Below are 24,474 nucleotides of genomic sequence, written 5' to 3'. Positions count from 1 at the left end.
CATGTCCGAAGTCCTGGTCCTCGTGGACCACGTCGACGGTGCCGTGAGGAAGTCCACCCTGGAACTGCTCACCGCCGCCCGCCGGCTCGGTGAGCCCTCGGCCGTGGTGGTCGGCGCCCCCGGCACCTCGGCGAAGATCAGGGAGAGCCTGGCCGGCCACGGCGCCGCCAAGGTGTACGTCGTCGAGTCGGACACCGCCACCGACCTGCTCGTCACGCCGCAGGTCGACGCGCTCGCCCTGCTGGCCGAGCGGACCTCCCCGGCGGCGGTGCTCGTCAGCGCCACCGCCGAGGGCAAGGAGATCGCCGGCCGGGTCGCGCTGCGCACCGGATCGGGGTGGTTGGTCGACGTCGACGACATCGCGGCCGACGGCGTCGCCACCCAGTCGGTGTTCGGCGGCGCCTACGTGGTGAAGTCGAAGGTGACCACCGGCACGCCGGTCATCACCGTGCGACCCGGCGCGATCGACGCCGAGGCGGCCGAGGGGGCGGCGACCGAGGAAGCGGTCGAGGTGCCCGTGGCGGAGGCCTCCAAGCCGGTCCGGGTGACCGGACGCGAACCCGTGGTCGCCGGTGACCGCCCCGAACTCTCCGAGGCGTCGGTCGTCGTCTCGGGTGGGCGCGGTGTGGGCAGCGCCGACAGCTTCTCGGTGGTCGAGGAACTCGCCGACGCCCTCGGCGGCGCCGTCGGAGCCTCCCGGGCGGCGGTCGACTCGGGCTACTACCCCGGCCAGTTCCAGGTCGGCCAGACCGGGAAGACCGTGTCGCCCCAGCTGTACGTGGCGCTCGGCATCTCCGGGGCCATCCAGCACCGGGCCGGCATGCAGACCTCCAAGACGATCGTGGCCGTGAACAAGGACCCGGAGGCGCCGATCTTCGAGATCGCCGACTTCGGCGTGGTCGGCGACCTGTTCACCGTGGCGCCGCAGCTGTCGCAGGAGGTCGCCAAGCGGCGCGGCTGACGCCCGCCGCTCGGTGACGAGCACCCCGGTGGCCCCGGTCGGCGTCCCGCCGCCCGGGGCCACGTCGTGCGCACGCGGTCGGTGCTTCCCGCTCCCGCCCCGCTCGCCGGGGAACGGGCGCTCACGACGTGAGCCCACCCCGAGCCGGGCGAACGCCCCTCGGCTCGTCCTGCCACGGATGTCATCGAGTCCGTACTGACCGGGGACGGGTGGGCGCCTTTCGCGGCTCCGGTGTCGGTGTCGGCTGATCCGGGCGGGCGCGTAGGAGGAGGTGAGCCCAGCGGACGATTAACCTTGTAATAGGCCTAAGGGCGTCGTGGTCGCATAGCGCGCATAGTGCCGTCAGCTCTGGGTCATCAGTCTGTAGGCGGCCTGAAGTTCCCGAGCCTGCGGCATCCGGCGAGCCTCGGCCGCGCGCACGACTTCGGCAGCCCGCCAGAAGTTGGAGGGCACGACGCTGCCCGTACGCATCGCGGTCAGCGCGGAGTCGGCCGCCGAGTCGACCTCTCCAGTCTTCACCTGCACCAAAGCCAGATCCAGGTAGGCACTGGCGAGTCTCCTGGGCCATCGGCCTGACTCACCAGCTTTCGGTGTCAACTGGTCGATCACATGCTCAGCGTGTCCCGCTGCTGCCGGATCTCCCAGCCACGACAGGGTGGTCGCGGTGTAGGCGCGGCGTTTCGTTCCGTCGTACCGGTAATGGTGTTCCCGTTCGTCCGCGTCGAGCGTCGGCAGATCAGCAGCTAGGGAGTTCACGGAGTCGACGGCGTGGTAGGTACTCTCGGAATCACCGAGGCGCGCGAGCACGCGGCCCTGCTGGGCGGTGGCCTGGACATGAATCGACGAACCGACCGGAGCGAGGTACCGCGCGGCCTTCGTGAGGTCGTAGGCGCGACGTAGTTGGCCGGCAGTGAGCTGACGCCAGGCCTCGGTCTCCGCCGCCCATGCCCGGATCTCGTCATGACCAGCGTGTCTCGCCAGTGACGCTGCCGCACGGAGTCTGGCCGTGGCCGCGTCGTGTTGGTTCAGGTCGATGTGGATCGTCGCGGCCAGCAGGGAGTACCAGGCCCCGGCAACGACCAGCCGCCGGTGTGCGGACAGCGAGAGTTTGGGGCCGTCCAGCAGTTCGGACACGTACCCGAGGTGACTGGTGACCTGAGGTAGCAGCAGCGACGGAGCGGCGGACGAATAGGCGATGGCCATCTGGTCGAACCCCTCCTCCAACTGCTGGAGAGTGCTGTCGCCAACATCGGAGGCTTCGACGCGGCGGGCGAGTTCGATCGCGGCGAGCGCATCACCAGCGCCACCGTCGACCTGGTTGAGGGCCATTGCGGGTGCGGCGGTGCGTAGTGCGTCTCCCAGGACTTCGGCGAGTGCTTCCACGACATCAGGACTTGGCTGCGAGCGCCCGGATTCGTAACGACTGAGAGCGGATTGCCCGACGTGCACACGGCGTGCTAGTTCGGTCTGTGTCCAGCCTCGTTCTTGGCGCAGGCGCCGCAACATCCGTCCGAAGTCGGGCATGATTCCCTCTTCTCCCCGGAATCGTCCCCGCCGGTGCCTCCACCTGGTCGCGTGTAGCGGTCACGTTGGGCGGGGATTCGCGAACAGGCTACCCACGGGGGAGCGGAGCGAAAGAAGCTCGTCCAGGTTCCATCGCGCGGTTCATGAAGCAGGCCGGACTTCGACTCTTGCCGTTCCTGATGGCTCGGGCGGGCGTTCCGCTCGTGCTCCGTTCGTGCTCCGCCCTTGTTCACGCCCGCCGGTGCCAGTCCGCGCAGCCGGTCAGTTCGGCCGACTGCGGTAACGGGCCGGCGGGCGAGCGGAGGCCGGGTCGGGTGAGGTCACACGCTCGGCCGGCCACGGGTTGTCCCCCTCCTCGGGGGTGCGGGTTGCCTCGCCGCATCCGGCGACATCGAGGAGCGGTGTCTGCCGACCGAGAGGGTGAGGTGCCCGACAGACTCGGAAGATGAATCATCACGCCCGAGCAACGTTGTTTCCCCCAACCCAGTCGGCGGCCCCAGTCCGGTTCCGCGTCGGGCGGGGGCCGTCCCACCCTCGGTGGGTGACCCGCCTCGCCCCCGTCGGCCGTCGCGTGCCTGCCGAGCGGCCCGCGACCCCCGTTAGGCTGGGTCAACGATGGCCTACCTCGACCACGCCGCGACGACCCCGATGCGACCGGGCGCGGTGTCCACCATGAGCGCGGCGCTGCTGACCCTGGGCAACGCCTCGTCGCTGCACGCCTCCGGTCGTCGGGCCCGCCGCACCGTGGAGGAGTCCCGGGAGGCGATCGCGGACGCCCTCGGCGCCCGCCCCTCCGAGGTGATCTTCACCGGCGGTGGGACGGAGAGCGACAACCTCGCGGTCAAGGGGATCTTCCACGCGCGCCGCGCGGCGGACCCCCGCCGGCGCCGCATCCTGGCCTCCGCCGTCGAACACCACGCCGTGCTCGACGCCGTGCAGTGGTTGGCCGACCACGAGGGCGCCGACGTCACCTGGCTGCCCGTCGACCCGACCGGGCGGGTGCACGCCGAGGTCCTGGCCGAGGCCATCGCCGAGGACCCGGACGCGGTGGCCCTGGCCACCGTCATGTGGGCCAACAACGAGATCGGCACGGTCAACCCCGTCCCCGACCTCGCCAGGACCGCCGCCGCGCACGGGATCCCGCTGCACACCGACGCCGTGCAGGCGGTCGGAGCCGTCCCGGTCGACTTCACGGCCAGCGGGGCGAACGCCCTCACCCTGACCGGGCACAAGGTCGGGGGCCCCGCCGGCGTGGGCGTGCTCCTCCTCGACCGGCAGACCTCGTGTACCCCGCTGTTGCACGGAGGAGGGCAGGAACGGGACGTCCGCTCCGGGACCCTCGACGTCCCGGCGATCAGCGCCCTGGCCGTGGCGGTCCGGGAGGCGGTCGGCGAACAGCGGGAACAGGCCGCCCGGCTCGCCGCCCTGCGGGACGACCTGGTCGCCGCCGTGCGCGTCGCCGTCCCCGACGCGGTGCTCAACGGGGACGGCGACGGCCCCGCCACCGGGCCCCACCCGGGGCGGCTGCCGGGGCTGGCACACTTCACCTTCCCGGGCTGCGAGGGCGACAGCCTCCTGATGCTCCTCGACGCGAAGGGCATCGAGTGCTCCACGGGCTCGGCCTGCACGGCCGGCGTCGCCCAGGCCAGCCACGTGCTGCTCGCCGTGGGCGCCGACCCGGCCACCGCGCGGGGCTCCCTGCGCTTCTCGCTGGGGCACACCTCCACGGCCGAGGACATCGCCGCGGTGCGGGAGGCGATCGGGCCCGTGGTGGCCCGGGCGCGCAGCGCGGGCCTGGCCGGGGCGCGGCGGCGCGGCGGACGGACACTGCGAACTTCGGCGGAGGTGTGAACCTTGCGAGTCCTGGCGGCGATGAGTGGGGGAGTGGACTCGGCGGTGGCCGCGGCGAGGGCGGTCGCGGCCGGCCACGACGTGGTCGGCGTGCACCTGGCGCTCTCCGCCAAACCCGGCACCCTCCGCACCGGGGCCAGGGGGTGCTGCACCATCGAGGACTCCCGCGACGCGCGCCGCGCGGCTGACCTCCTCGGCATCCCCTTCTACGTCTGGGACTTCGCCGAGCGGTTCCGCGAGGACGTCATCGACGACTTCGTCGCCGAGTACGAGGCCGGGCGGACCCCGAACCCGTGCATGCGGTGCAACGAACGCATCAAGTTCGAGGCCCTGCTGGAGAAGGCGTTGGCCCTCGGTTTCGACGCGGTCTGCACCGGCCACTACGCCAGGATCGCGCCCACCGCCGACGGGGCGGGCGTCGAGCTGCGCCGGGCGGTGGACCCGGACAAGGACCAGTCGTACGTCCTGGCCTCCCTCCGCCCCGACCAGCTGCGGCACGCGCTGTTCCCGGTCGGGGACACGCGGAAGCCGGACATCCGCGCCGAGGCCGAACGGCAGGACCTCGCCGTGGCCAGGAAACCGGACAGCCACGACATCTGCTTCATCCCCGACGGCGACACCCGGGCGTTCCTCGACGCCCGGGTCGGCAACCGCTCGGGTGACCTCGTGGACGACGAGACGGGGGAGGTGCTGGGCCAGCACGGCGGGGTGCACGGCTTCACCGTCGGGCAGCGCAAGGGCCTGGGGCTCGACCGCCCCTCGGCCGACGGGCGCCCGCGTTACGTGCTCTCGCTCGAACCCGTGTCCGGCACCGTCCGGGTCGGCGCCTCCGAACGGCTGGCCGTGACGGAGATCGTCGCCGACGACGCGGTGTGGCCGACGGGGCGGCCGCTGGACGGGCTGGTCGAGTGCGTCGTGCAGATCCGGGCGCACGGCGGCGTCGCCCCGGCGGTGGCCGAACGGGACGGGGACCGCGTGCGGATCAGGCTGCGGGACAGCGTCCGGGGGGTGGCTCCCGGGCAGGTCGCCGTCCTGTACCGGCCGGACGCGGACGCCGGTGACCTGGTGCTGGGGGCGGGCCGCATCAGCGCCACTTCCTGAGGTCACCCCGCCGGGCGCTGGGACGGGACCCCTCGGAGCCGGCCCACCGCCCACGGCGCGGCGCGCGGACCGTCAGGCCGGGGCCCAGTCGGTGTTGGCGCCGCAGACCACCACGCACGGCAGCCGGCCGGGGACGTCCCCGTCGAGCCAGGCCGCGAAGGGAACTGCCGCCGCCGGCTCGGCGGCGATGCGGAACTCCTCCCAGAGCCGGTCCCGCGCCGCCAACAGCCGCGCGTCCTCCACGAGCGCCGACCGCAGGTTCTCGGCCGACCCGAGCACCGCGAAGGGGTGGTCCCCGACGCGGGTCGCCCCAAGCGCTGACGAGGCGACGGAGTTCACCGGGGCGTCCACCGGCTCGCCGGCCTCCAACGCGTGGCCCAGCGACGCGCAGCCGACCGGCTCCGCCGCCACCACCGTCCGCTCCGGCCCGACGGCGAGCACCGTCCCCGCCGCGAGCCCACCACCTCCGGCGGCCACCGCCACCGTGTCCACCTCGGGGAGGTCCGCCACGACCTCGGCGGCGACCGTCCCCTGGCCCACGACCACCTCCGGGTCGTCGTAGGCCGGCACGTACCGCACGCCCTCGCCGCTGGCGGCCAGCACGGCCGCCGCAGCGGCCTCCGCGTACCGGTCCCCGTGCCGGACCAGGGTCGCCCCGGTCGCCTCGATCCGCCGCGCCTTCCCGTCGGGAACGGTCGTGGGCACGTACACCTCGGCCGGCACCCCGAGCAGCCGGGCCGCCGTCGCCACGCCCAGGCCGTGGTTGCCGCCCGAGGCCGTGACCACCCGGCGCGGCCGGTCGCCCGCGAGCAGCGCGTTCAGCGCGCCTCTCAGCTTGAACGAGCCGGTCAGCTGCTGGTGCTCCAACTTCAACACCAGGGGACGCCCGTCGACCTCCACCCGGAACAACGGGGTGCGGCGCAGGTACGGGCGCATGCGGCTGGCCGCGGCCCACACCATCTCCCTGGTGGGGACCGGCCCGGACCGGGCGGGACGGGACGCGGAGGCGCGATGACCGGCGGACTGGCTGGTGCTCATCGGCACACTCTGCCAGGCGCGCCGCCGGGAAACGGCAACCGGGGGCGGGGGCCGCCCTTCCGGTGGTTCCCGCCGGATGGTAGGTAGTGCGATCGTGAACTCGGCAGCTCGCACCGCCCCCTGGCCCGCCGGCACGGCCACCGCCGTCGGGTCGATGCCCGGCACCGACCCCGTGGAGGCCGCGAGAACGGTCCTGGGGGAACTGCCCGACCTCCCCCACCTCCCGGAACTGCCGGCCAGGGGACTCGGCGCCGACCTGATCGGCCGCGCGGCCGGGCTCCTCGTCAGCATGCCCTTCGAATCGGTGCCCTCCGGCTACCGCCTCACCGGACGCCCCGGGGCGGACCACCGGCGCGCCGTCGACCTCCACCACCGGGACCTCGACGGGCTGGACCAGGCTCTCCAGGAGGCCGGGCACCGCCCGCCCCTGCTGAAGGTCCAGGTGGCGGGCCCGTGGACGCTCGCAGCCGGGCTGGAACTCCCCCGGGGCCACCGGGTCCTCACCGACCAGGGGGCACTGCGGGACCTCACCGAGTCGTTGTTGGAGGGACTGCGGGATCACCTCGGCGAGCTGCGGTCCCGCACCGGCGCGGACCTGGTCGTCCAGTTCGACGAGCCCACGCTGCCGGCGGTCCTGCGGGGGAGCCTGCCCACCCCCTCCGGGTACGGGACCGTGTCCGCCGTCTCCGAGCCGGACGCCGTCCGACTCCTCCACGAGGTGGTCGAGACGACCCGGGAGGCGACCGGCGCGCCGGTGTTCGCCCACTGCTGCGCCCGGCGTCCTCCCGTGCGCCTGTTCGCCGAGGCCGGGGTGGACGTCGTGTCCTTCGACGCGGCCTCCCTCGAGGGCGCGGACACCGCGTTCTGGGACGAGCTCGGCGAGACCTGGGACGGCGGGACGAGGCTGGCCCTCGGCCTGGTCCCGGGCACCCCGCCCACCGGTCCGCTCGACCTCCGGTCCGCCGCGGCACCGGCGTTGGCCGTGGCCGACCGCCTCGGCTTCGCCCGGCCACGGCTGGCTGACCTGCTGGTCCCCGCCACCGCCTGCGGGCTGGCCGGCGCGACGCGGGACTGGGCGCGGACGGCCCTCACCCTGGTGCGGGACCTCGGACGTGCCTTCGTCGAGCCGCCGGAGAGCTGGGGCGGGTGAGGCCCGCGACGGGACCAGGGCGCGGCGACCGGAACGGGTGACACGGCCGACGAGTTGGGCGGGCCGCACGACAGGGTGGTGCCATCGGCGCCGAGGTCGCGCACAATGGGCGCTGTGAAGAGGTTCCTCCGCCGGGTCTGGTCCTCCGAACCCGACCCAGGCGACCAACTGTCCGACGGTGATCCGTCCAGTACGGGCGCCGAACCCGAGGTGGCGGCCGCGGCCTTCTGGCGACGCTGGGAGGAACTGCTGCCGGTCCTGAGCTCCGCACTCGGTGACGGCGAACCCCACCGCGTGGAGCACGAACTCTGCTCCGCCGTCGAACTGCTGCACCCCGACCTGCACTTCTCGGTCGAGCGGGGCGTCCACGCCATCTACGCGCTGGTGATCAGCGGCCAGGGCGACCCCGCGTTGCGCACCTACACCGACGCCTGGATGGCCGCCGCGCCGCCGCAGAGCGCGATCTGGGAGTACCACGACGCGGTTCCGCCGGTCCCCGACCCGACGGGTGTCACCGTCAACTTCGGCGCCCACCGCATCGAACTCGCCGACGTCCGGGTCGCTCCGCTGGTCGACGAGTCCGCGGGGCTGGTCGACGTCGCGGTGTTCCACCCCCTGATGGCCGAGCTCGCCGACGCCGCGAAGGCGGCCATGACCTTCCTCCCCCTGGACGCCACGCTCGGGGAGCGGCTGGCGGCCGACCGCCTCGGCCGGGTCGAGACCGCCGAGCGCGAGCCGCACGGAGCGATCGGGTTGCTCGAGTTCCGCGAGATGGTGCGTGAGCTGGACGAGAGCCAGCGCCGACCCACCTGATCCGCGTCACCCGCCCCGCCCCACGGCCGGCCGAACCCGGGTGGCCGGCCCGGGTGTGCCGGTGAGCGGTTCGTCGAGAGCCCCGTCGGGCCGCGCCGCCCCCACCCCTCCCCGGGCCGGGACGGGCCCGACCCGAGACCCGGCGGACCCCGCTCGCGTCGACCCGCGCGGCGGCTCGCCCCGACGTCACCCAGCCGGTGTCAGGTGCTCGTTCTAGCCTCTTCGCGTGACCAGCGAGCTGCCCCAGGAACCCGTGAACCCGGCGACGTCCAGCCCGGCCGCCGCCGACCCGGCCTCGCCGACGACCGTCGACCAGCCGGAGGTCGCCGAGCGGCAGGGCGTCGAGGACGTTCCCACCGAGGTGCGTGAGCACCACCAGCGGCTTGCCGAGGAGATCAGAGGGCACCAGTTCCGCTACTACGTCCTCGACGCGCCCACCATCGCCGACGGCGAGTTCGACCGGCTCTGGCAGGAACTGCTCCGCCTGGAGGAGGACCACCCGGGCCTGGCGACCCCGGACTCGCCGACGCAGGCCGTCGGGGGAGGGTTCTCCACGGACTTCACCGCCGTCGACCACCTCGAACGGATGATGAGCCTCGACAACGCCTTCGACGACGAGGAGCTCTCCGCCTGGTCGGACCGCGTCGGCCGCGAGGTCGGGGACCAGGCGCACTACCTGTGCGAACTGAAGATCGACGGGCTGGCCATCAACCTGCTCTACCGGGACGGCGTGCTGGTCAGGGCGTTGACCAGGGGTGACGGCCGCACCGGTGAGGACGTCACCCTGAACGTGCGCACCATGCGGGACGTCCCCGAACGGCTCAGCCCGAGCGACGAGTTCCCCGTGCCCGCCCTCGTCGAGGTCCGGGGCGAGGTCTTCTTCGCCGTGTCCGAGTTCGCGGAGCTCAACGCCCGGCTCGTCGAGGCGGGCAAGGCGCCCTTCGCCAACCCCCGCAACGCGGCGGCGGGCTCCCTCCGGCAGAAGGACCCCCGGGTCACGGCCACCCGCCCGCTGCGCATGATCAGCCACGGGATGGGCCGCCGGCAGGGTTTCGAGCCCACCCGCCAGTCCGAGGCCTACGCGGCGCTGGAGGCCTGGGGCCTGCCCACCTCGGCGAACGCGAAGGTCCTCGACACCGTGGAGCAGGTCCGCGCGGAGATCGCCTACTGGGGCGAACACCGCCACGACGCCGAGCACGAGATCGACGGCGTGGTGATCAAGGTCGACGAGGTCGCCCTTCAACGGCGCCTCGGCAGCACCTCCCGGGCGCCCCGCTGGGCGATCGCCTACAAGTACCCGCCGGAGGAGGCCACCACCAAGCTGGTGGACATCCGGGTCAACGTCGGCCGCACCGGCCGGGTGACCCCGTTCGCGCTCATGGAACCGGTGAAGGTCGCCGGGTCGACGGTCAGCCTCGCGACCCTCCACAACGGAGACGAGGTCCGCCGCAAGGGGGTGCTCATCGGGGACCGCGTGGTGATCCGCAAGGCCGGGGACGTCATCCCGGAGGTGCTCGGCCCGGTCGTCGAGGCCCGCGACGGCACGGAGCGCGAGTTCACGATGCCCACCCACTGCCCCGAGTGCGGTACGGAACTGCGGTACGAGAAGGAGGGCGATGTCGACATCCGCTGTCCCAACGCCCGCTCCTGCCCGGCGCAGCTGAGGGAACGGCTCCACCACCTCGCCGGGCGCGGGGCCTTCGACATCGAGGTGCTCGGCTACGAGGCGGCCACCGCGTTGCTGGCCTCCGGCGTCCTGGAGGACGAGGGTGAGGTGTTCGACCTCACCGCCGACACCCTGCTCCGGGTCGACCTGTTCCGCACCAAGGCCGGCGAGTTGTCCGCGAACGGGCACAAACTGCTGCGCAACCTTCAGACGGCCAAGGAACAGCCGCTGTGGCGGGTCCTGGTCGGCCTGTCGATCCGGCACGTCGGACCCACCGCCGCGCAGGCGTTGGCGCGCGAGTTCGTCACGGTGGACCGCATCGAGCACGCCTCCGAGGAGGAACTCGCCGCCGTCGACGGCGTCGGCCCCGCGATCGCGCGTTCCGTCCGCGAGTGGTTCGCGGTCGACTGGCACCGCGAGGTCGTCGCCCGGTGGCGGCGGGCCGGGGTGCGCATGGAGGACGAGCGCGACGAGAGCGTCCCCCGCCATCTGGAGGGGCTGTCCATCGTGGTCACGGGCTCGTTGGAAACCCTGTCGCGGGACGAGGCCAAGGAGGCCATCATGGCCCGGGGCGGCCGGGCGGCGGGATCGGTGTCCAAGAAGACGGCCTTCGTGGTCGTCGGTGACTCCCCGGGGTCGAAGTACGACAAGGCGGTTCAGCTGGGCGTGCCCGTGCTGCGGGAACCCGGTTTCCGGGTGCTGCTCGACGACGGGCCGGACGCGGCAGCGGCCCTGGCCGAGCGCGCCGACGAGTCGGGGGACGCCGCCGACTGACCCGGGCCCGTACCGCCCGGGTCGTTCCCGGGCGGCTGAGGACCAGGACCGGCCGGACACGGGTCCGGCGCCGGCCGACCCCACACCTGCCGGTAGGCACGGAACGAGGACAACGATGATGCGGAGCATGGTGCACAGCGGCTTACCCGTGATCCGTCGCCCTCTGGCGACCGAACTGGCGGAGGTGGGCGAGCTCACCGTCGCCGCCTACGACGAGGAGCGGTTCCTCGTCGGCAACGAGGAGTACGCGGAGGAGCTCCGGGACACCGGCCGCCGTGACCGGGAGGCGGAACTCCTCGTCGCCGTCGTCGACGGCCGGGTGTTCGGCACCGTCACCGTCGCCGCCGCCGGCACCCCCTTCGCCGAGATGGCCCGCGACGGAGAGCTCGAGTTCCGGATGCTCGCCGTGCGCCCCGAGGCGAGGGGGCGCGGGGTGGGAGCGGCCCTGACCAGGGCGGTGCTGGTCAGGGCTGGTGAGCTGGGCGTGGAACGGGTGGTGTGCTGCTCCCAGGAGCGCATGACCACCGCGCACCGGGTGTACGAACGCCTCGGCTTCCGCCGCCTGCCGGCACGGGACTGGTCGGTCGACGGAATCCGGCTGCTGTCCTTCGAACACCCGCTCGGCGGGGGGAACTGAGCAGCGTTCGGGACGTCGGACGACCAGCGGGCGGCCAGCGGCCGCCCGTCTGGGTTCCGGCCGGGCTAGCGCCCGTCCACGAGGATCGTCGCGACGATGCCGGTGAGGTGGGCCAGCCGCGCCAGCTCCGAGGCCCGGAACATCGGCCCGCCGGGCCGCCCGACGAGCAGGACCCGGTCCGGCTTGCCCAGCGGGGTGGCCGCCAGCTCGGTGCCCAGCTCCCGCCAGGTCGCCGGCACCCACTCCTCCTCACCGTCCAGGATGGCGGCGTGGTCCAGTGGTAACCACGGCAGCCGCAGCGCCCTGGTCTCCGGTGCGGCGGCGCTCGCGGCGAGGCGGAACGCGCCCTCGCCGTTGTCGCCCACGATCATCGCCCACCCGGAGCGGACGATCCGTGGCACGCCCTGCACGAAGACGTCAAGACCGGTGCTGGGATCGGAGGCGATGTCCTCGACGAGTTCCAGTTCGCGGAAGGTGTCGAGCACCCCCGCGTAGGGGCGGACCGCGTCGACCTCGACGCCGTCGATGGACTCGGCGGCGGTGATCAGCACGTCCGGCAGCCGACCCGAGGGCAGTTCGACCACCAGGTCGTCGATGGCGACGCCGGAGCCGCGCTCCACCACGTCGACGCTGAGGATGTCGGCCCCCGCCTCTCCCAGAGCGGTGGCCACCGCGCCCAGCTTGCCGGGCTCGTCCGGCAGCTGTACGCGGATCAGGAAGGACACTGAATCCACAGCCTCCTGCTACTGTGCGCGGAACCTCGCCGCCCGCGCGGTGCACGGCACGTCGCCGCCGAATGGTGACAGATCAGCGCCCTGGGACGGGATCGCCGCCCGCGCTGTCGATCAAGCATCCCACTCGCCGTCAACGCGGAAAAGGCCCCCGCCGCGAATTCGTGTGAAATCGCCGTGACCCGTTGTTCGGGCGCGTGTTCGGGCGGGGCCGTCCACCCGTCCAGTCTGGCAGCTCGACGAGGACGGGTGATGGCGGGGCCGGCCGGTCAGCCCCCTTCCCGACGCTCGTGGCGGTGGACGCGGGCCGGTACGGGGTGGGACCCGCCCACCCATAGAATGGCGAGGTCATTCCCTGTCCACCATCGCGAACCACGATCAGGGGGTTCTCGTTTTGCCCGCCATTTCCCGTGACGAGGTCGCGCACCTCGCCCGGCTGGCCAGGCTGGCCGTGACCGAGGAGGAACTGGACACCTTCGCCTCCCAGCTCGGCGTGATCCTGGAGTCGGTGGCCAAGGTCGGTGAGGTGGCGGCCGGGGACATCCCCCCCACCTCGCACGCGGTGCCCCTCACCAACGTCTTCCGCGCCGACGAGGTCCGCCCGGGCCTGACGCAGCGGGAGGCGCTCGCCGCCGCCCCCGCCGTGGAGGAGAACCGTTTCCGCGTTCCGCGCATCCTCGGGGAGGAGCAGTGAGCAACCCCGTGTCCGACGAGATCACCCGGTCCACGGCCGCCGAGCTGGCCGAGCGCATCCACCGCCGCGAGGTGAGCGCCGTCGAGGTGACCCAGGCCCACCTGGACCGCATCGCGGCGGTGGACCCCGAGATCAACGCGTTCCTCCACGTCGACGGGACGGGCGCCCTCGCGGCGGCGGAGGCCGTGGACGCGGCGCTCGCCTCGGGTGAGGCGCCGGCGTCCCCGCTGGCCGGCGTCCCCCTGGCGCTGAAGGACATCCTCACCACCAAGGGAGTGCCGACCACCTGCGGCTCCCGGATGCTCGAGGGCTGGCTGCCGCCCTACGACGCGACCGTCACCCGCCGGCTGCGCGAGGCGGGCGTCGTCGTCCTCGGGAAGACGAACATGGACGAGTTCGCGATGGGCTCCTCCACCGAGAACTCCGCGTACGGCGTGACCAGGAACCCCTGGGACCGGGACCGGATCCCCGGCGGCTCCGGCGGCGGCTCCTCGGCCTCACTGGCCGCGTTCGAGGCCCCGCTGGCCATCGGGACCGACACCGGCGGCTCGATCCGCCAGCCCGGCGCGGTCACCGGCACCGTCGGCGTCAAGCCCACCTACGGGGGCGTGTCCCGCTACGGGCTGGTGGCCTTCTCGTCCTCCCTGGACCAGGCCGGCCCCTGCGCGCGGACGGTCCTGGACGCCGCGCTCCTGCACGAGGTCATCGGCGGCCACGACCCGCTGGACTCCACCTCCATCGACGCGCCCGTGCCGCCCGTGGTGGCGGCCGCCCGGCAGGGCGCCAGCGGCGACCTCACCGGCGTCCGCGTCGGCGTGGTCACCCAGTTCGCGGGGGAGGGCTACCAGCCCGGAGTGCTGCGGTCCTTCGACGCCGCCGTGCAGCTGCTCGCCGAACTCGGCGCCGAGATCGTCGAGGTCTCCTGCCCGCACTTCGACTACGCGATGGGCGCCTACTACCTGATCGCGCCCAGCGAGTGCTCGTCGAACCTCGCCCGGTTCGACGCGATGCGCTACGGCCTGCGGGTCGGCGACGACGGGGCCAGGCTCTCCGCCGAGGAGGTCATGTCCCTGACCCGGGAGGCCGGCTTCGGCCCGGAGGTCAAACGCCGCATCATGATCGGGACGCACGCGCTGTCCTCGGGCTACTACGACGCCTACTACGGGCAGGCGCAGAAGGTTCGCACCCTCATCGCGCGCGACTTCGCCGCCGCCTACGAGAAGGTCGACGTGCTGGTGTCGCCGACCACCCCGACCACCGCGTTCCGGATCGGGGAGCGGGTGGACGACCCGTTGGCCATGTACCTGGCGGACCTGTGCACCATCCCGGCGAACCTCGCCGGGAACGCCGCCATGAGCGTGCCCTCCGGGCTCTCGGACGAGGACGGGCTGCCGGTGGGCCTCCAGGTCATGGCTCCCGCGCAGGCCGACGACCGGATGTACCGGGTCAGCGCCGCCTTCGAGGTGGCGCGGGACGCCGCGCAGGGCGGGCCGCTGATCCACCGGGTCCCCGACCTGGCGGTGACCGCCTGATGGCTCCGGTTCCGGGACGGCCGCCGTGCTGACCCGGATCGAGGTCGACGGCTTCAAGTCGTTCGCCGACTTCGGGTTGGACATCCCGCCGTTCCTGGCCATCCTCGGCCAGAACGCCAGCGGGAAGTCCAACCTGTTCGACGCGATCCAGCTGTTGGGGCGGCTCGCCAGCTCCCCGTCCCTCTACGACGCCTGTACCGGGGCCAGGGGGGACCTCTCCGAGCTGTTCCGCTGGAAGGGCGACGGGACGGCCGTCAACCAGATGCGCTTCGCCGTCGAGGTGCTGCTGGAGCCCACGGTCGTCGACCCCTTCGGCCGGCAGGTGCGGGTCACGCACACCCGGCTGCGGTACGAGCTGGAGATCGAGCGCCGCACCGTCGAGGACGGCTCTCCCCGCCTGTTCGTCGTCTCCGAGGAGGCGCGACCCATCCGCCGCAAGGATGACGACTGGGTCCGGGACCAGCGGGTCAGCCGGGAGTTCCGCGACGCCAACCTCGCGTACCGGCGGACCTCGGCCCTCCTCGTCACCGAGACCAACAGCGCGGGGGACGCGGTCTTCTCCATCCGGCAGGAGGGAAACCAGGGACGGGCCCGGCAGTTGCCGGCGCACGCGGCGGAGGCCACCGTGCTCTCCAGCATCACCTCCACGGTGGAGTTCCCCCTGCTCTACGCGCTGCGCCGCGAGATGGAGTCGTGGCGTTTCCTCCAGCTCGACCCGGTCGCCCTGCGCAGCCCCAGCACGCCGGAGCAACGGGGCGACCAGCTCGAACCAGCCGGCGGGAACCTCGCCAAGGTGCTCCGGAGGATCGAACGGGAGACCACCCTCGACCAGGGCAGCGTGCTGGACGACATCACCGTGGACCTCGCCCGGGTCGTGCGCGGGTTCAGCGGGGTGGAGGTGGAGGAGAACCCGGCGACCGGCCAGTGGGAGATCCACCTCGACACCAGCGACGAGGGCAGGGTGAGCGCGCGCATCGCCTCGGACGGCACCATGCGGGTGCTGGCCCTGCTCGCCGCGCTGCACGACCCGAAGTACCGGGGCCTGATCTGCTTCGAGGAGCCAGAGAACGGCATCTTCCCGCAGCGGTTCAGGGCGCTGGTGCAGCTGCTCCGGAAGCTCGTCACGCACCCGGCGCAGGCGGACGCGGGGGAGGAGCCCCTCGCGCAACTGGTGCTGTCCAGTCACTCGCCGCTGGTGCTGTTCGTGGTCGACCCCTCGGACATCATCGTCATGGACTGGGTGAGCAGGGTCGAGCCCGGCGGCGGGAGCAGCCGGGTCTCGCGGGCCCGTCCGCTGGACGAACCCTCCCGGGTGAGTAGGAGCCGGGGTGGCGGCCGGGCCGGTCAGGCCGAGCTCGACCTCGAAGTTCATGCGGTGTCGCGGCACGAGCGACGCGCGCTGCCCGGGATCGACCGGGAGCACGCTCGGCAGTTGCTGGAGGATGACTGAGTGCGCCCGCTCAACACGGCGATCCTCGTGGAGGGGCCCACGGACGAGACGTTCTTCCGCGTGATCGTGTTCCGCGCCCTGCGTGACATCGGGAACACCGGGACCAGCGCTGGTTTCGACCTGGCCGAACCCCTCACCTTCCGTCGGAGGCAGGACAGGCCCTGGCAGCGGTTCACCGAGCAGGTGGCCGAGCTCACTCCCCGCCCCGACCTGGTGTTCTTCCACTACGACGACAAGAACGGCGACGAACGTAAGCGGAGCTGGGTCCCGATGCTGTCGTGCTGGGAGACGGCGGGGCGCGGCGGAGGTCCCGGGCTGCCGCCGCTGGTGGAGTTGGCCCCGGTGCGGGAGATGGAGGCGTGGGCGCTCGCCGACACCGAGCTGGTCAACCGGCTCGCCCGCCGCGCGCCGAGCGCCGGTGATGTCTTCGAGGCGGACCGGCTTCGGGATGTCGAGCGGCTCAGCGACCCCAAGAAGACCCTCACCGAGGCGATGAACGCCGGGCGCGGGCGTCGTCGCAGGCGGGACGTCGAGGCGTACCTGCCGTTGCTGGCGGAGCGGGCCCGCCACACTGAGCTCAGCCGGGTTCCCTCCTACGATAGGTGGCGGCGACGTACCGCCGACAAGCTCCGCGACCTGGGCTTTCTCCGGTGAAGTCGTGAAGGGTCGACAGTCGGACCGAATGGGATGAGGAGACGCACAAGTGGCGGGTGACCGCGAGATAACCGACAAGCTGGACGACGACGAGCGGCAGAGCCTGATCAAGATCCTGTTCAACCTCGGGGGTCTGGTGTTCGGCGCGGTGGGTTCGCTGTCGGAACTGCGCAAGGCCCGGCAGGAGTCGGACCGGCTGTCGCTGGTCAACGCCGTGCTGCACCTGGCGGCGCTGGTGACCTCCGCCGGCCTGCTGTTCCGGAGCGTGCGGAGGGGCAGGAAGAAGTGAGCGCTCTCGTTGACCTGATGGACTACGACGACGTCCTGGCCACCTACGACCCGGTCCTCGGGCTCGAGGTGCACGTCGAGCTGTCCACGAACACCAAGATGTTCTGCGGCTGCCCCACCGACTTCGGTGGCGAGCCCAACACGCAGGTGTGCCCGACCTGCCTCGGCCTCCCCGGCGCGCTGCCGGTGGTCAACGGCAAGGCGGTGGAGTCGGCCATCCGCATCGGGTTGGCGTTGAACTGCCAGATCGCCGAGTGGTGCCGGTTCGCCAGGAAGAACTACTTCTACCCGGACCAGCCGAAGAACTTCCAGACCTCCCAGTACGACGAGCCGATCGCCTTCGACGGCTACCTCGACGTCGTGCTGGAGGACGGTGAGACCTTCCGGGTGGACATCGAGCGGGCCCACATGGAGGAGGACACCGGCAAGTCGCTGCACGTCGGCGGTGCCACCGGTCGTATCCACGGCGCGGCGCACTCGCTGCTGGACTACAACCGGGCCGGTGTTCCGCTCATCGAGATCGTCACCAAGCCGATCGTCGGCGCCGGCGAGCGGGCACCCGAGGTCGCCAGGGCGTACGTGAGCGCGCTGCGTGACCTGCTCCGCGCGCTCGACGTCTCCGACGTGCGCATGGACCAGGGCTCGCTGCGGTGTGACGCGAACGTCTCCCTGATGCCCAAGGGTGGCGACACCTTCGGGACCCGCACCGAGACGAAGAACGTGAACTCGCTGCGCAGCGTGGAGCGGGCGGTGCGGTTCGAGATGTCCCGGCAGGGCGCCGTGCTCTCGGGTGGCGGATCGATCGTGCAGGAGACCCGCCACTTCGACGAGTCCAGTGGCAGCACCTCGGCCGGCCGTCGCAAGGAGACCTCGGAGGACTACCGCTACTTCCCCGAACCCGACCTGGTGCCGGTGGCGCCGTCCCGGGAGTGGGTGGAGGAGCTGCGGGGCACGCTGCCCGAGCTGCCGTGGGAGCGCCGTCGGCGCATCCAACAGGAGTGGGACCTGTCCGACGCCGAGATGCGGGACCTGCTGAACGCGGGGGCCGTCGACCTCATCGCCGCGACCGTCGAGGCGGGCGCGTCCTCGGCGGAGGCCCGGTCCTGGTGGGTGTCCTACCTGCTCCAGCAGGCGAACCTGCGGGGCGAGGAGCTGGCGGCGTTGCCCATCACGCCGGTCCAGGTGGCCAGGGTCATCGAACTGGTCGCCACGGGCACCCTGACCAACAAACTCGCCAGGCAGGCGGTGGACGGTGTCCTCGCCGGTGAGGGCGAGCCCGACGAGGTCGTCGCCGCCCGTGGCCTGAAGGTGGTCTCGGACGAGTCGGCGCTGCGCACCGCCGTCGAGGCGGCGTTGGCGGCCAACCCGGACGTGGCCGAGAAGATCCGGGGCGGGAAGGTCCAGGCCGCCGGGGCCATCGTCGGCGCGGTGATGAAGGCCACCAAGGGCCAGGCTGATGCCAAACGCGTTCGTGAGCTGGTCGTCGAGGCCGTGTCCACCTGAGCCGGTCGCCGGGTCGTGCCCCGACCGCCGAGATCGGTGGCCCGGGGCGCGGCCCGGTGTTCGTCCGCGCGGCGTCGGTGGACGAGCCGGCTGGTGCCGGCATCTCGGGGCCGGCCGCCACCCGAGGGCTCCGGCCGGCCGGGTGGTCCCGCCCCGGGCGAGGGGGGCGACCCCGGCCGCTGCCGGGTCCGATCAGTCCTGACCGCCCACGGCGGTCTCCGGCCGGATCGTGACCAGGACGCGGTCGTCGGACGACTCCGGTTCCCCACCCTCCTTGTTGCGGGTGCCCAGCCACATCTCGTCCTGACCGCTCCTCACCAGTGGCCCCAGTCGGCCGAAGAGGTCGACCATGTTCGGCTCGGGGGCACCGAGGAAGTCGCCCTCCGGGCCCAGTGGGAAGTTCGCCGCCGCCGAGTCCTCGGTGAGCAGGACCACCACCATGTCCTCCCAGGCCGCGCACCCGGCGACCCCGGGCCGCTCCGGCCAGTTCCACGCCGCCTCCCCGAGCGGGCCGTCGAACTCCACCCGGTGCAGCAGGTCCAGCCCGTCGGCCCGGTCCGTCACCCAGGTCTGACCGGTCTCGGGTGCGACGCAGATCCCGCGCGGGGAGCTCAGGCCGCTGGCGACGGCCAGCGATGCCGTGCCCGCCGTTCCCTCGGGCGTGTCCGTGCCCGGGGTGAAGCGCAGCAGTTTGCCGGCGGGGGAGCTGGGGTCGGTGGCTTCCGAACCCGAGGGGGCCCCGGTGGCGATGAGCAGCGCGCCAGCCGGGTCGAGGGCGAGCGCCCCACCGGTCTCCGGCCCGCCGCGGGGGATCCCGGTGAGAACCGGTCTCGGGCTGTCCCCGCGCGCGACGCGCACCACCCTGTTGTCCTCCGGGGTGCTGACGTAGGCGTAGACGAGCTCGTCCTCCAGGTAGTCCGGGGAGAGGGCGATCCCGAGCAGGCCGCCCCCGGAGGGGTCGACGTCGACGGTGGCGAACTCCTCGTACCGGTCCTTGCGCTCCGGGTCGTCCTGGATGGCGACCCGCACGATCCGGCCGGTGGTGGCCTCACCCACGAGCGCGTGCTCCCCGTCGGGGAGCACGGCGATGCCGCCGACCGGGTCGAGGCAGGTGGCGACGACCGCGACGTGGTGGTCGACGCACCCCTCCGGTGGTGGCACGGGAGTCGACTCGTCCGGCTGGTCCCGCCGCTGGCGTTCCGGGGTGGAGTCGAACGGGGTGGGCTGCACCGGGGTCGGCGTCCTCGGCTCCGACCATTCGGCGCCTCGCTGGTCCTGCTCCGAGAAGTCGGCGCAGCCGGCGGTCACCAGCAGTGCGCACAGCAGGCCCCACGTCGCCTGGCGGCGTGGACGCGGTGGTCGTGAGCTGCGGAGCATAGGTACGCAGCCTAGGCGTTGGACGGTGAGCGCGTGGTGAGCGTGCTCCCGGCGGTCGCCCGTTGAACCCGGCCGATCCTCGGAGGTGTCAGCCCGCCGCTCACTCGTTAGGGTGCTCGGGTGACTGTGACCGTGCTGGTTCCCACCGCGTTCGGCGCCGAGGTCCTCGGCCGGGTTCCCGGTGTCGTCCCCGTGCTCTTCGACCCGAAGTCCACCGAGCTGCCGGCGGAGGCCGCCGAGGCGGAGGTGTTGGTGCCCGGTTTCCTCGCGGCGGAGGGGGTGCTGGACCTCGTCGGGAGGCTACCGAGGCTCCGGTTGGTGCAGCTGTTGACGGCGGGGGTCGAGCCGCTGGCTGGTCGACTGCCCTCCGGGGTCACGCTCTCCAGCGGTCGGGGCGCCCACGGGGGGAGCACCGCGGAGTGGGCGATGGCGGTGCTGCTGGCCACCTACCGCGACCTGCCCCGGTTCCAGGACGCGCGGGCCCGGGGAGAGTGGGACTACCACCCGACGGAGACCGTGCAGGGGAAGCGGGTCCTCGTCGTGGGTGCGGGGGACCTCGGCAGGCAGTTGGAACGCCGGCTCCTCGCCTTCGACGCCAGCTGCACCTTCGTGGCGCGCACCCCACGGGCGGGAGTCCTCGGGTTGGACGCCCTGCCGGCGGAACTCCCCCGGCACGACGCGGTGGTGCTGATGGTGCCGCTGACACCCGAGACCACCGGGCTGGTCGACGCCGCGTTCCTCGCCGCGATGCCGGACGGCGCCGTGCTGGTCAACGCCGCCAGGGGCCCGGTGGTGGACACCGACGCGTTGGTCGCCGAGCTGTCCTCGGGGCGGCTGCGCGCCGCCCTGGACGTGACCGACCCCGAGCCGCTGCCGGCGGGGCACCCGTTGTGGGAGGTACCGGGGCTGGTGCTGACACCCCACGTCGGTGGCAGCGTGAGCGGGTCGCGGGAGCGGAGCTGGGCGGTGGCCGCCCGGCAGATCGAGCTCTTCGTGGCGGGTGAGGAGCCGACGAACGTCGTGCGGGGCGCCTACTGACCCCTCGCCCGGCCGGCGGAGGGGCGTCACGGGTTCATGGCGATCTGGTGGTTCTCCGCGCCACCGCCGATCACCGGTGTCTACCCTGGCCTCGTGCACTACAACGATGGCGATTCCGGTAACACCACTCCGATGCGGGCTCCCGGCGCGGCGGACCACGCGGGCGCGGATCCGGGGCCGGCCTTCGGTCTGCTCCTGCTCCGCCTGGTGGTGGGGGGAATCTTCATCGCGCACGGACTGGAGAAGTTCTTCACCTGGGCCGGCACCCCGGGGCTCGACGGCTTCGCGGACAGCCTGGCCGACATGGGCTTCACCAACACCGACGCGCTCGCCATGACGACGGCGATCACCGAGATCGTGGCCGGCGGGCTGCTGGTCATCGGTCTGCTGGCCTCGCTGGCCTCGGTGCCGCTGCTCGGGCTCGCGGTGGCGTCGGTGGTGTTCACCTTCGACGAGGGCTTCTTCCTGACCCAGGCCGGGGGCTTCGAGTACAAGCTGCTGCTGGCCGCCGCCGCGGCCGCGTTGGTCTTCACGGGGCCGGGGCGGTTCTCCCTGGACAGCGGGCGGCCCTACTTCCGGTTCCCGTTCCGCACGGCCCTGATCTTCCTGGTGCTCGGTGGTATCGCCACGGCCGTCGTGCTGTTCGTCTTCCGGTGACGCCGTCGGCGGCCCCGGCCGCCGTCCACCCCCCACCACGAGGAACGGCCCGGTCACCCATCATGGGTGACCGGGCCGTTCCAGGTCCTCGCCCGGTGCGGGGGCTCAGAGTCGCGGGTCGCGCACGGCGCCCATCGAGGCGGGCGTCGCGAGCCGCGCGTACGCGCGCAGCGCCGTGGACACCTTCCGCTGCCGGTCCACCGGCTGCCACGGACGTTCGGACGCCTCCATCTTGGCGCGTCGTTCGGCGAGGACGGCCTCGTCCACGAGCAGGTCCAACCTGCGTTCCCGCACGTCGATCAGGACCTGGTCACCGTTCTCCACCAGGCCGATCAACCCGCCACCGGCGGCCTCCGGGGAGATGTGGCCGACGGAGATGCCCGAGGAACCACCGGAGAAGCGGCCATCGGTGATCAGGGCGCACTTCTTGCCGAGCCCGGAACCCTTGAGGAAGGCGGTCGGGTGCAGCATCTCCTGCATCCCCGGGCCGCCGGCCGGCCCCTCGTACCGGACGACCAGCACCTCTCCCGGCTGGATCTCACGGGACAGGATCGCCGACACCGCCTGTTCCTGGCTCTCGACCACCCGGGCCGGCCCCTGGAACCGCCACAGCTCCTCGTCGATCCCGGCGGTCTTGATGACGGCGCCGTCCTCGGCGAGGTTGCCGCGCAGCACGGCGAGGCCACCGTCGGCGGTGTAGGCGTGCTCGACGTCGCGGATGCAGCCGCCCTCGGCGTCGGTGTCCAGGGAGACCCACCGGTTCTCGGTGGAGAAGGCCCTGGTGGTGCGCACGCCGCCTGGTGCGGCGTGGAAGAGCTCGACGGCGCGGTCCGACGCCTCGCCGGAGCGGATGTCCCACTCGGCGAGCCAGCTCGCCAGGGTGGGCGAGTGCACCGAGCGCACGTCCCGGTGGAGCATCCCACCCCGGTCCAGCTCACCGAGGATGGCGGGGATGCCGCCCGCCCGGTGCACGTCCTCCATGTGGTAGTCGGAGTTGGGGCTGACCTTCGACAGGCAGGGCACCCGCCTGCTGATCGCCTCGATGTCGGCGAGGTCGAAGTCGACCTCGCCCTCCTGGGCGGCGGCCAGGATGTGCAGCACGGTGTTCGTCGAGCCGCCCATCGCCATGTCCAGGGCCATCGCGTTCTCGAAGGCCTTCCTGCTGGCCACCGACCTGGGCAGGACGGAGTCGTCGTCCTGCTCGTACCAGCGTCGGGAGATCTCGACCACGGTGCGACCGGCGGCCAGGAACAGCTCCCGGCGGGCCGCGTGGGTGGCCAGGGTCGACCCGTTGCCAGGCAGGGCGAGGCCCAGCGCCTCGGTGAGGCAGTTCATGGAGTTCGCGGTGAACATGCCGGAGCAGGAGCCGCAGGTCGGGCAGGCCGAGCGTTCCACCTCGGAGAGGCCGGCGTCGTCGACCTCGGAGCTCGCCGACGCCGAGATCGCCGTGATCAGGTCGGTGGGTGCCCGGGTGACACCGTCGACGGCGACGGCCTTGCCGGCCTCCATCGGACCACCGGAGACGAACACGGTGGGGATGTTCAGCCGCATCGCCGCGTTGAGCATGCCCGGCGTGATCTTGTCGCAGTTGGAGATGCAGACGAGCGCGTCGGCCTGGTGTCCCTCGACCATGTACTCGACGGCGTCGGCGATGACCTCGCGGGAGGGCAGCGAGTAGAGCATGCCGCTGTGGCCCATCGCGATGCCGTCGTCGACGGCGATGGTGTGGAACTCCCTGGCGACCCCGCCGGCCTCCCGTACGGCGCCGGCCACCAGGTCGCCCATGTCCTTGAGGTGCACGTGGCCGGGCACGAACTGGGTGTACGAGTTGGCGATGGCGACGATCGGCTTGCCGAAGTCGGTGTCGGTCATGCCGGTGGCACGCCACAGCGCACGAGCCCCCGCGGCGTTGCGGCCGTGGGTGGTGGTGCGGGAGCGGAGTTGGGGCACAGCTCCTCCCAGGAACCAGCGTCTGTCGTGGTCCGGGTCGACGTGTTCGCCGGCCCGGGAGCCCGGAGGTGGGCTCGGTGTCGAACTGTCGGACTGGGGCGGTGGCTCCCCGGGCGGGGGTGGGGCCAGGCGCGCCGCCGGGGCGGTACCCATGAGCGGACGCGGTGACCGGCGATCCCTCCGGGGGTCGCTCTTCCGCCGCGCACCGACCCGTGCCCGGGTGGTGACCCGGGGCGACCGGCCGGTCACCGACAGCCCAGTGGTGGATGGGCGGTGTCCCCGACACTACTCCGGTCGGGGCGCGGGGCGTCCTGGCCGGTCGCGCCCGGTGCGGGCTCTCAGCGTCCGGAGTCCCCGGTCCTCGAGGTCGGGGCGGTCCCGGCGGAGTCCGGGTCGGCCTCGCCCGAGCCGCCCTCGGTGGGGGAGGCCTCGGCGTCGCCGGCCGGAGCCTCGGGGGTCTCCGCGTTCTCGCCCGCCGGGGACGTGTTCGTGTCGGTGTCGGCGGCGGCGAGGGGGTCGGGAACCTGGCCGCCGCTGGCGAGGGAGAGCAGCGGGAGGTCCCGTGGCCGGACGGCCGGCAGTGGGAGTTCCGAGTCATCGGACCGGACCGCCCGCACCGTGGACTCCCCGACGATGCGCAGCGAGGTCACCTCGGACCAGGGCAGTTCGATGGTGCCCATCATCCGGAACACCGTCAGCCCGGAGGTCGTGGCGACCGTCCGCCACCGGTGCAGGGCGAAGGCCAGGGCCAGGGGGACCAGGTAGACCACCTGGAGGCCGGGTGCCCCGAAGGCGACCGGCGTCGCGCACAGCGCGAGGAATCCGATGCCGAGGTAGGCCACGGGGGAGAGGCGGAACGTCACCGGCCTCCGCTCGACGTCCGTCTCGGCTGGCTGCTTCTCGTCCACCGCGCTCATGCCCCGATACTCCCACCGGTGCCGGGCCCGGGAACGGCCTGGTCCCGACCCGCCCGGTGCTCCCGTCCCGCCCCTGCGCGACGCACACCACCGGGGGCGGTGACGACGTGCCGCGTGCGCCCGGGGGCGCACGACTGGTCCAGCAGCGGGTTCGGCCTTCCGGGGATG

21 protein-coding genes are annotated in these 24,474 nt (G+C 72.8%); 15 read left to right on the top strand and 6 right to left on the bottom strand.

What is annotated here, in order from left to right; all coding sequences use genetic code 11:
- Window position 1 precedes the first annotated feature (1 nt).
- Complete coding sequence (locus C1701_RS06590; protein WP_026417171.1) at window positions 2–961, top strand: electron transfer flavoprotein subunit alpha/FixB family protein; 960 nt, start codon at window positions 2–4, stop codon at window positions 959–961.
- A gap of 342 nt (window positions 962–1,303) precedes the next feature.
- Here the strand turns inward: C1701_RS06590 and C1701_RS06585 are convergent, their stop codons facing one another.
- Window positions 1,304–2,467, bottom strand: a complete 1,164-nt coding sequence (locus C1701_RS06585) for a helix-turn-helix domain-containing protein (protein ID WP_245588687.1) — start codon at window positions 2,465–2,467, stop codon at window positions 1,304–1,306.
- A gap of 633 nt (window positions 2,468–3,100) precedes the next feature.
- On the opposite strand from C1701_RS06585, the gene C1701_RS06580 reads away from it, so the two are divergent.
- Both C1701_RS06580 and mnmA read left to right on the top strand, forming a co-directional pair.
- Entirely contained in the window at window positions 3,101–4,336 is a 1,236-nt protein-coding gene (locus C1701_RS06580) for a cysteine desulfurase family protein (RefSeq protein WP_030104036.1), read from the top strand.
- Window positions 4,337–4,339: 3 nt separating this feature from the next.
- The gene (gene mnmA, locus C1701_RS06575) at window positions 4,340–5,437 is read left to right on the top strand and encodes a tRNA 2-thiouridine(34) synthase MnmA (protein WP_026417168.1); all 1,098 of its coding nucleotides are present in this window, start codon (window positions 4,340–4,342) and stop codon (window positions 5,435–5,437) included.
- A gap of 72 nt (window positions 5,438–5,509) precedes the next feature.
- Here mnmA and C1701_RS06570 read toward each other — a convergent pair whose 3' ends face one another.
- A complete protein-coding gene (locus tag C1701_RS06570; protein WP_103056981.1) occupies window positions 5,510–6,397 on the bottom strand; it encodes a serine/threonine dehydratase in 888 nt (295 codons plus the stop codon).
- Between the two features lie 154 nt (window positions 6,398–6,551).
- Here C1701_RS06570 and C1701_RS06565 point away from each other — a divergent pair, with 154 nt between their 5' ends.
- From C1701_RS06565 to C1701_RS06550, 4 genes are all read left to right on the top strand, one after another.
- Window positions 6,552–7,625 (top strand): methionine synthase, encoded by a 1,074-nt coding sequence (locus C1701_RS06565; protein ID WP_443098147.1) that lies wholly within the window; start codon window positions 6,552–6,554, stop codon window positions 7,623–7,625.
- Window positions 7,626–7,730: 105 nt separating this feature from the next.
- The gene (locus C1701_RS06560) at window positions 7,731–8,438 is read left to right on the top strand and encodes a hypothetical protein (protein ID WP_035291263.1); all 708 of its coding nucleotides are present in this window, start codon (window positions 7,731–7,733) and stop codon (window positions 8,436–8,438) included.
- A 361-nt stretch (window positions 8,439–8,799) separates the two neighbouring features.
- The gene (ligA, locus tag C1701_RS06555) at window positions 8,800–10,878 is read left to right on the top strand and encodes an NAD-dependent DNA ligase LigA (protein WP_051313420.1); all 2,079 of its coding nucleotides are present in this window, start codon (window positions 8,800–8,802) and stop codon (window positions 10,876–10,878) included.
- Between the two features lie 115 nt (window positions 10,879–10,993).
- A complete protein-coding gene (locus tag C1701_RS06550; RefSeq protein ID WP_030104029.1) occupies window positions 10,994–11,515 on the top strand; it encodes a GNAT family N-acetyltransferase in 522 nt (173 codons plus the stop codon).
- A 65-nt stretch (window positions 11,516–11,580) separates the two neighbouring features.
- On the opposite strand, the gene C1701_RS06545 is transcribed toward C1701_RS06550, so the two are convergent.
- Window positions 11,581–12,240 (bottom strand): amino acid-binding protein, encoded by a 660-nt coding sequence (locus C1701_RS06545; protein WP_026417163.1) that lies wholly within the window; start codon window positions 12,238–12,240, stop codon window positions 11,581–11,583.
- Window positions 12,241–12,640: 400 nt separating this feature from the next.
- Between C1701_RS06545 and gatC the strand changes: the two genes are divergently transcribed.
- Genes gatC through gatB form a run of 6 tightly spaced genes read left to right on the top strand, consistent with a single transcriptional unit; the run spans window position 12,641 to window position 18,367 of the window.
- Complete coding sequence (gene gatC, locus C1701_RS06540; RefSeq protein ID WP_026417162.1) at window positions 12,641–12,940, top strand: Asp-tRNA(Asn)/Glu-tRNA(Gln) amidotransferase subunit GatC; 300 nt, start codon at window positions 12,641–12,643, stop codon at window positions 12,938–12,940.
- Window positions 12,937–14,472 carry an Asp-tRNA(Asn)/Glu-tRNA(Gln) amidotransferase subunit GatA gene (gene gatA, locus C1701_RS06535; protein ID WP_030146979.1) on the top strand — a complete coding sequence of 512 codons (1,536 nt, stop codon included), beginning with the start codon at window positions 12,937–12,939 and terminating at the stop codon, window positions 14,470–14,472. The genes gatC and gatA overlap by 4 nt, the downstream gene beginning before the upstream one ends.
- Window positions 14,473–14,497: 25 nt before the next feature.
- On the top strand, window positions 14,498–15,922 hold the full coding sequence (locus C1701_RS06530) for an AAA family ATPase (RefSeq protein WP_103055682.1): 1,425 nt from the start codon (window positions 14,498–14,500) through the stop codon (window positions 15,920–15,922).
- On the top strand, window positions 15,923–16,576 hold the full coding sequence (locus tag C1701_RS06525; protein ID WP_026417159.1) for a DUF4276 family protein: 654 nt from the start codon (window positions 15,923–15,925) through the stop codon (window positions 16,574–16,576). It abuts the gene before it with no gap.
- A 49-nt stretch (window positions 16,577–16,625) separates the two neighbouring features.
- The gene (locus C1701_RS06520; protein WP_030104022.1) at window positions 16,626–16,865 is read left to right on the top strand and encodes a hypothetical protein; all 240 of its coding nucleotides are present in this window, start codon (window positions 16,626–16,628) and stop codon (window positions 16,863–16,865) included.
- Entirely contained in the window at window positions 16,862–18,367 is a 1,506-nt protein-coding gene (gene gatB / locus C1701_RS06515; protein ID WP_103055681.1) for an Asp-tRNA(Asn)/Glu-tRNA(Gln) amidotransferase subunit GatB, read from the top strand. Before C1701_RS06520 ends, gatB begins: the two co-directional genes overlap by 4 nt.
- Before the next feature lie 192 nt (window positions 18,368–18,559).
- Here the strand turns inward: gatB and C1701_RS06510 are convergent, their stop codons facing one another.
- Window positions 18,560–19,744 carry a PQQ-dependent sugar dehydrogenase gene (locus C1701_RS06510; RefSeq protein ID WP_035273159.1) on the bottom strand — a complete coding sequence of 395 codons (1,185 nt, stop codon included), beginning with the start codon at window positions 19,742–19,744 and terminating at the stop codon, window positions 18,560–18,562.
- Between the two features lie 126 nt (window positions 19,745–19,870).
- On the opposite strand from C1701_RS06510, the gene C1701_RS06505 reads away from it, so the two are divergent.
- Together C1701_RS06505 and C1701_RS06500 are read left to right on the top strand one after the other, a co-directional pair.
- Complete coding sequence (locus C1701_RS06505) at window positions 19,871–20,782, top strand: 2-hydroxyacid dehydrogenase (protein WP_081715187.1); 912 nt, start codon at window positions 19,871–19,873, stop codon at window positions 20,780–20,782.
- Window positions 20,783–20,818: 36 nt separating this feature from the next.
- Window positions 20,819–21,439, top strand: a complete 621-nt coding sequence (locus C1701_RS06500; RefSeq protein ID WP_051313257.1) for a DoxX family protein — start codon at window positions 20,819–20,821, stop codon at window positions 21,437–21,439.
- A 105-nt stretch (window positions 21,440–21,544) separates the two neighbouring features.
- Here C1701_RS06500 and ilvD read toward each other — a convergent pair whose 3' ends face one another.
- The gene (gene ilvD / locus C1701_RS06495) at window positions 21,545–23,389 is read right to left on the bottom strand and encodes a dihydroxy-acid dehydratase (protein ID WP_030104017.1); all 1,845 of its coding nucleotides are present in this window, start codon (window positions 23,387–23,389) and stop codon (window positions 21,545–21,547) included.
- A 338-nt stretch (window positions 23,390–23,727) separates the two neighbouring features.
- A complete protein-coding gene (locus C1701_RS06490) occupies window positions 23,728–24,306 on the bottom strand; it encodes a PH domain-containing protein (protein WP_030146978.1) in 579 nt (192 codons plus the stop codon).
- Window positions 24,307–24,474 lie beyond the last annotated feature (168 nt).

It is taken from the genome of Actinoalloteichus sp. AHMU CJ021, from assembly GCF_002895405.1.
Lineage (GTDB): Bacteria > Actinomycetota > Actinomycetes > Mycobacteriales > Pseudonocardiaceae > Actinoalloteichus_B > Actinoalloteichus_B caeruleus.
This window is presented reverse-complemented; position numbering and strand designations above follow the sequence as displayed.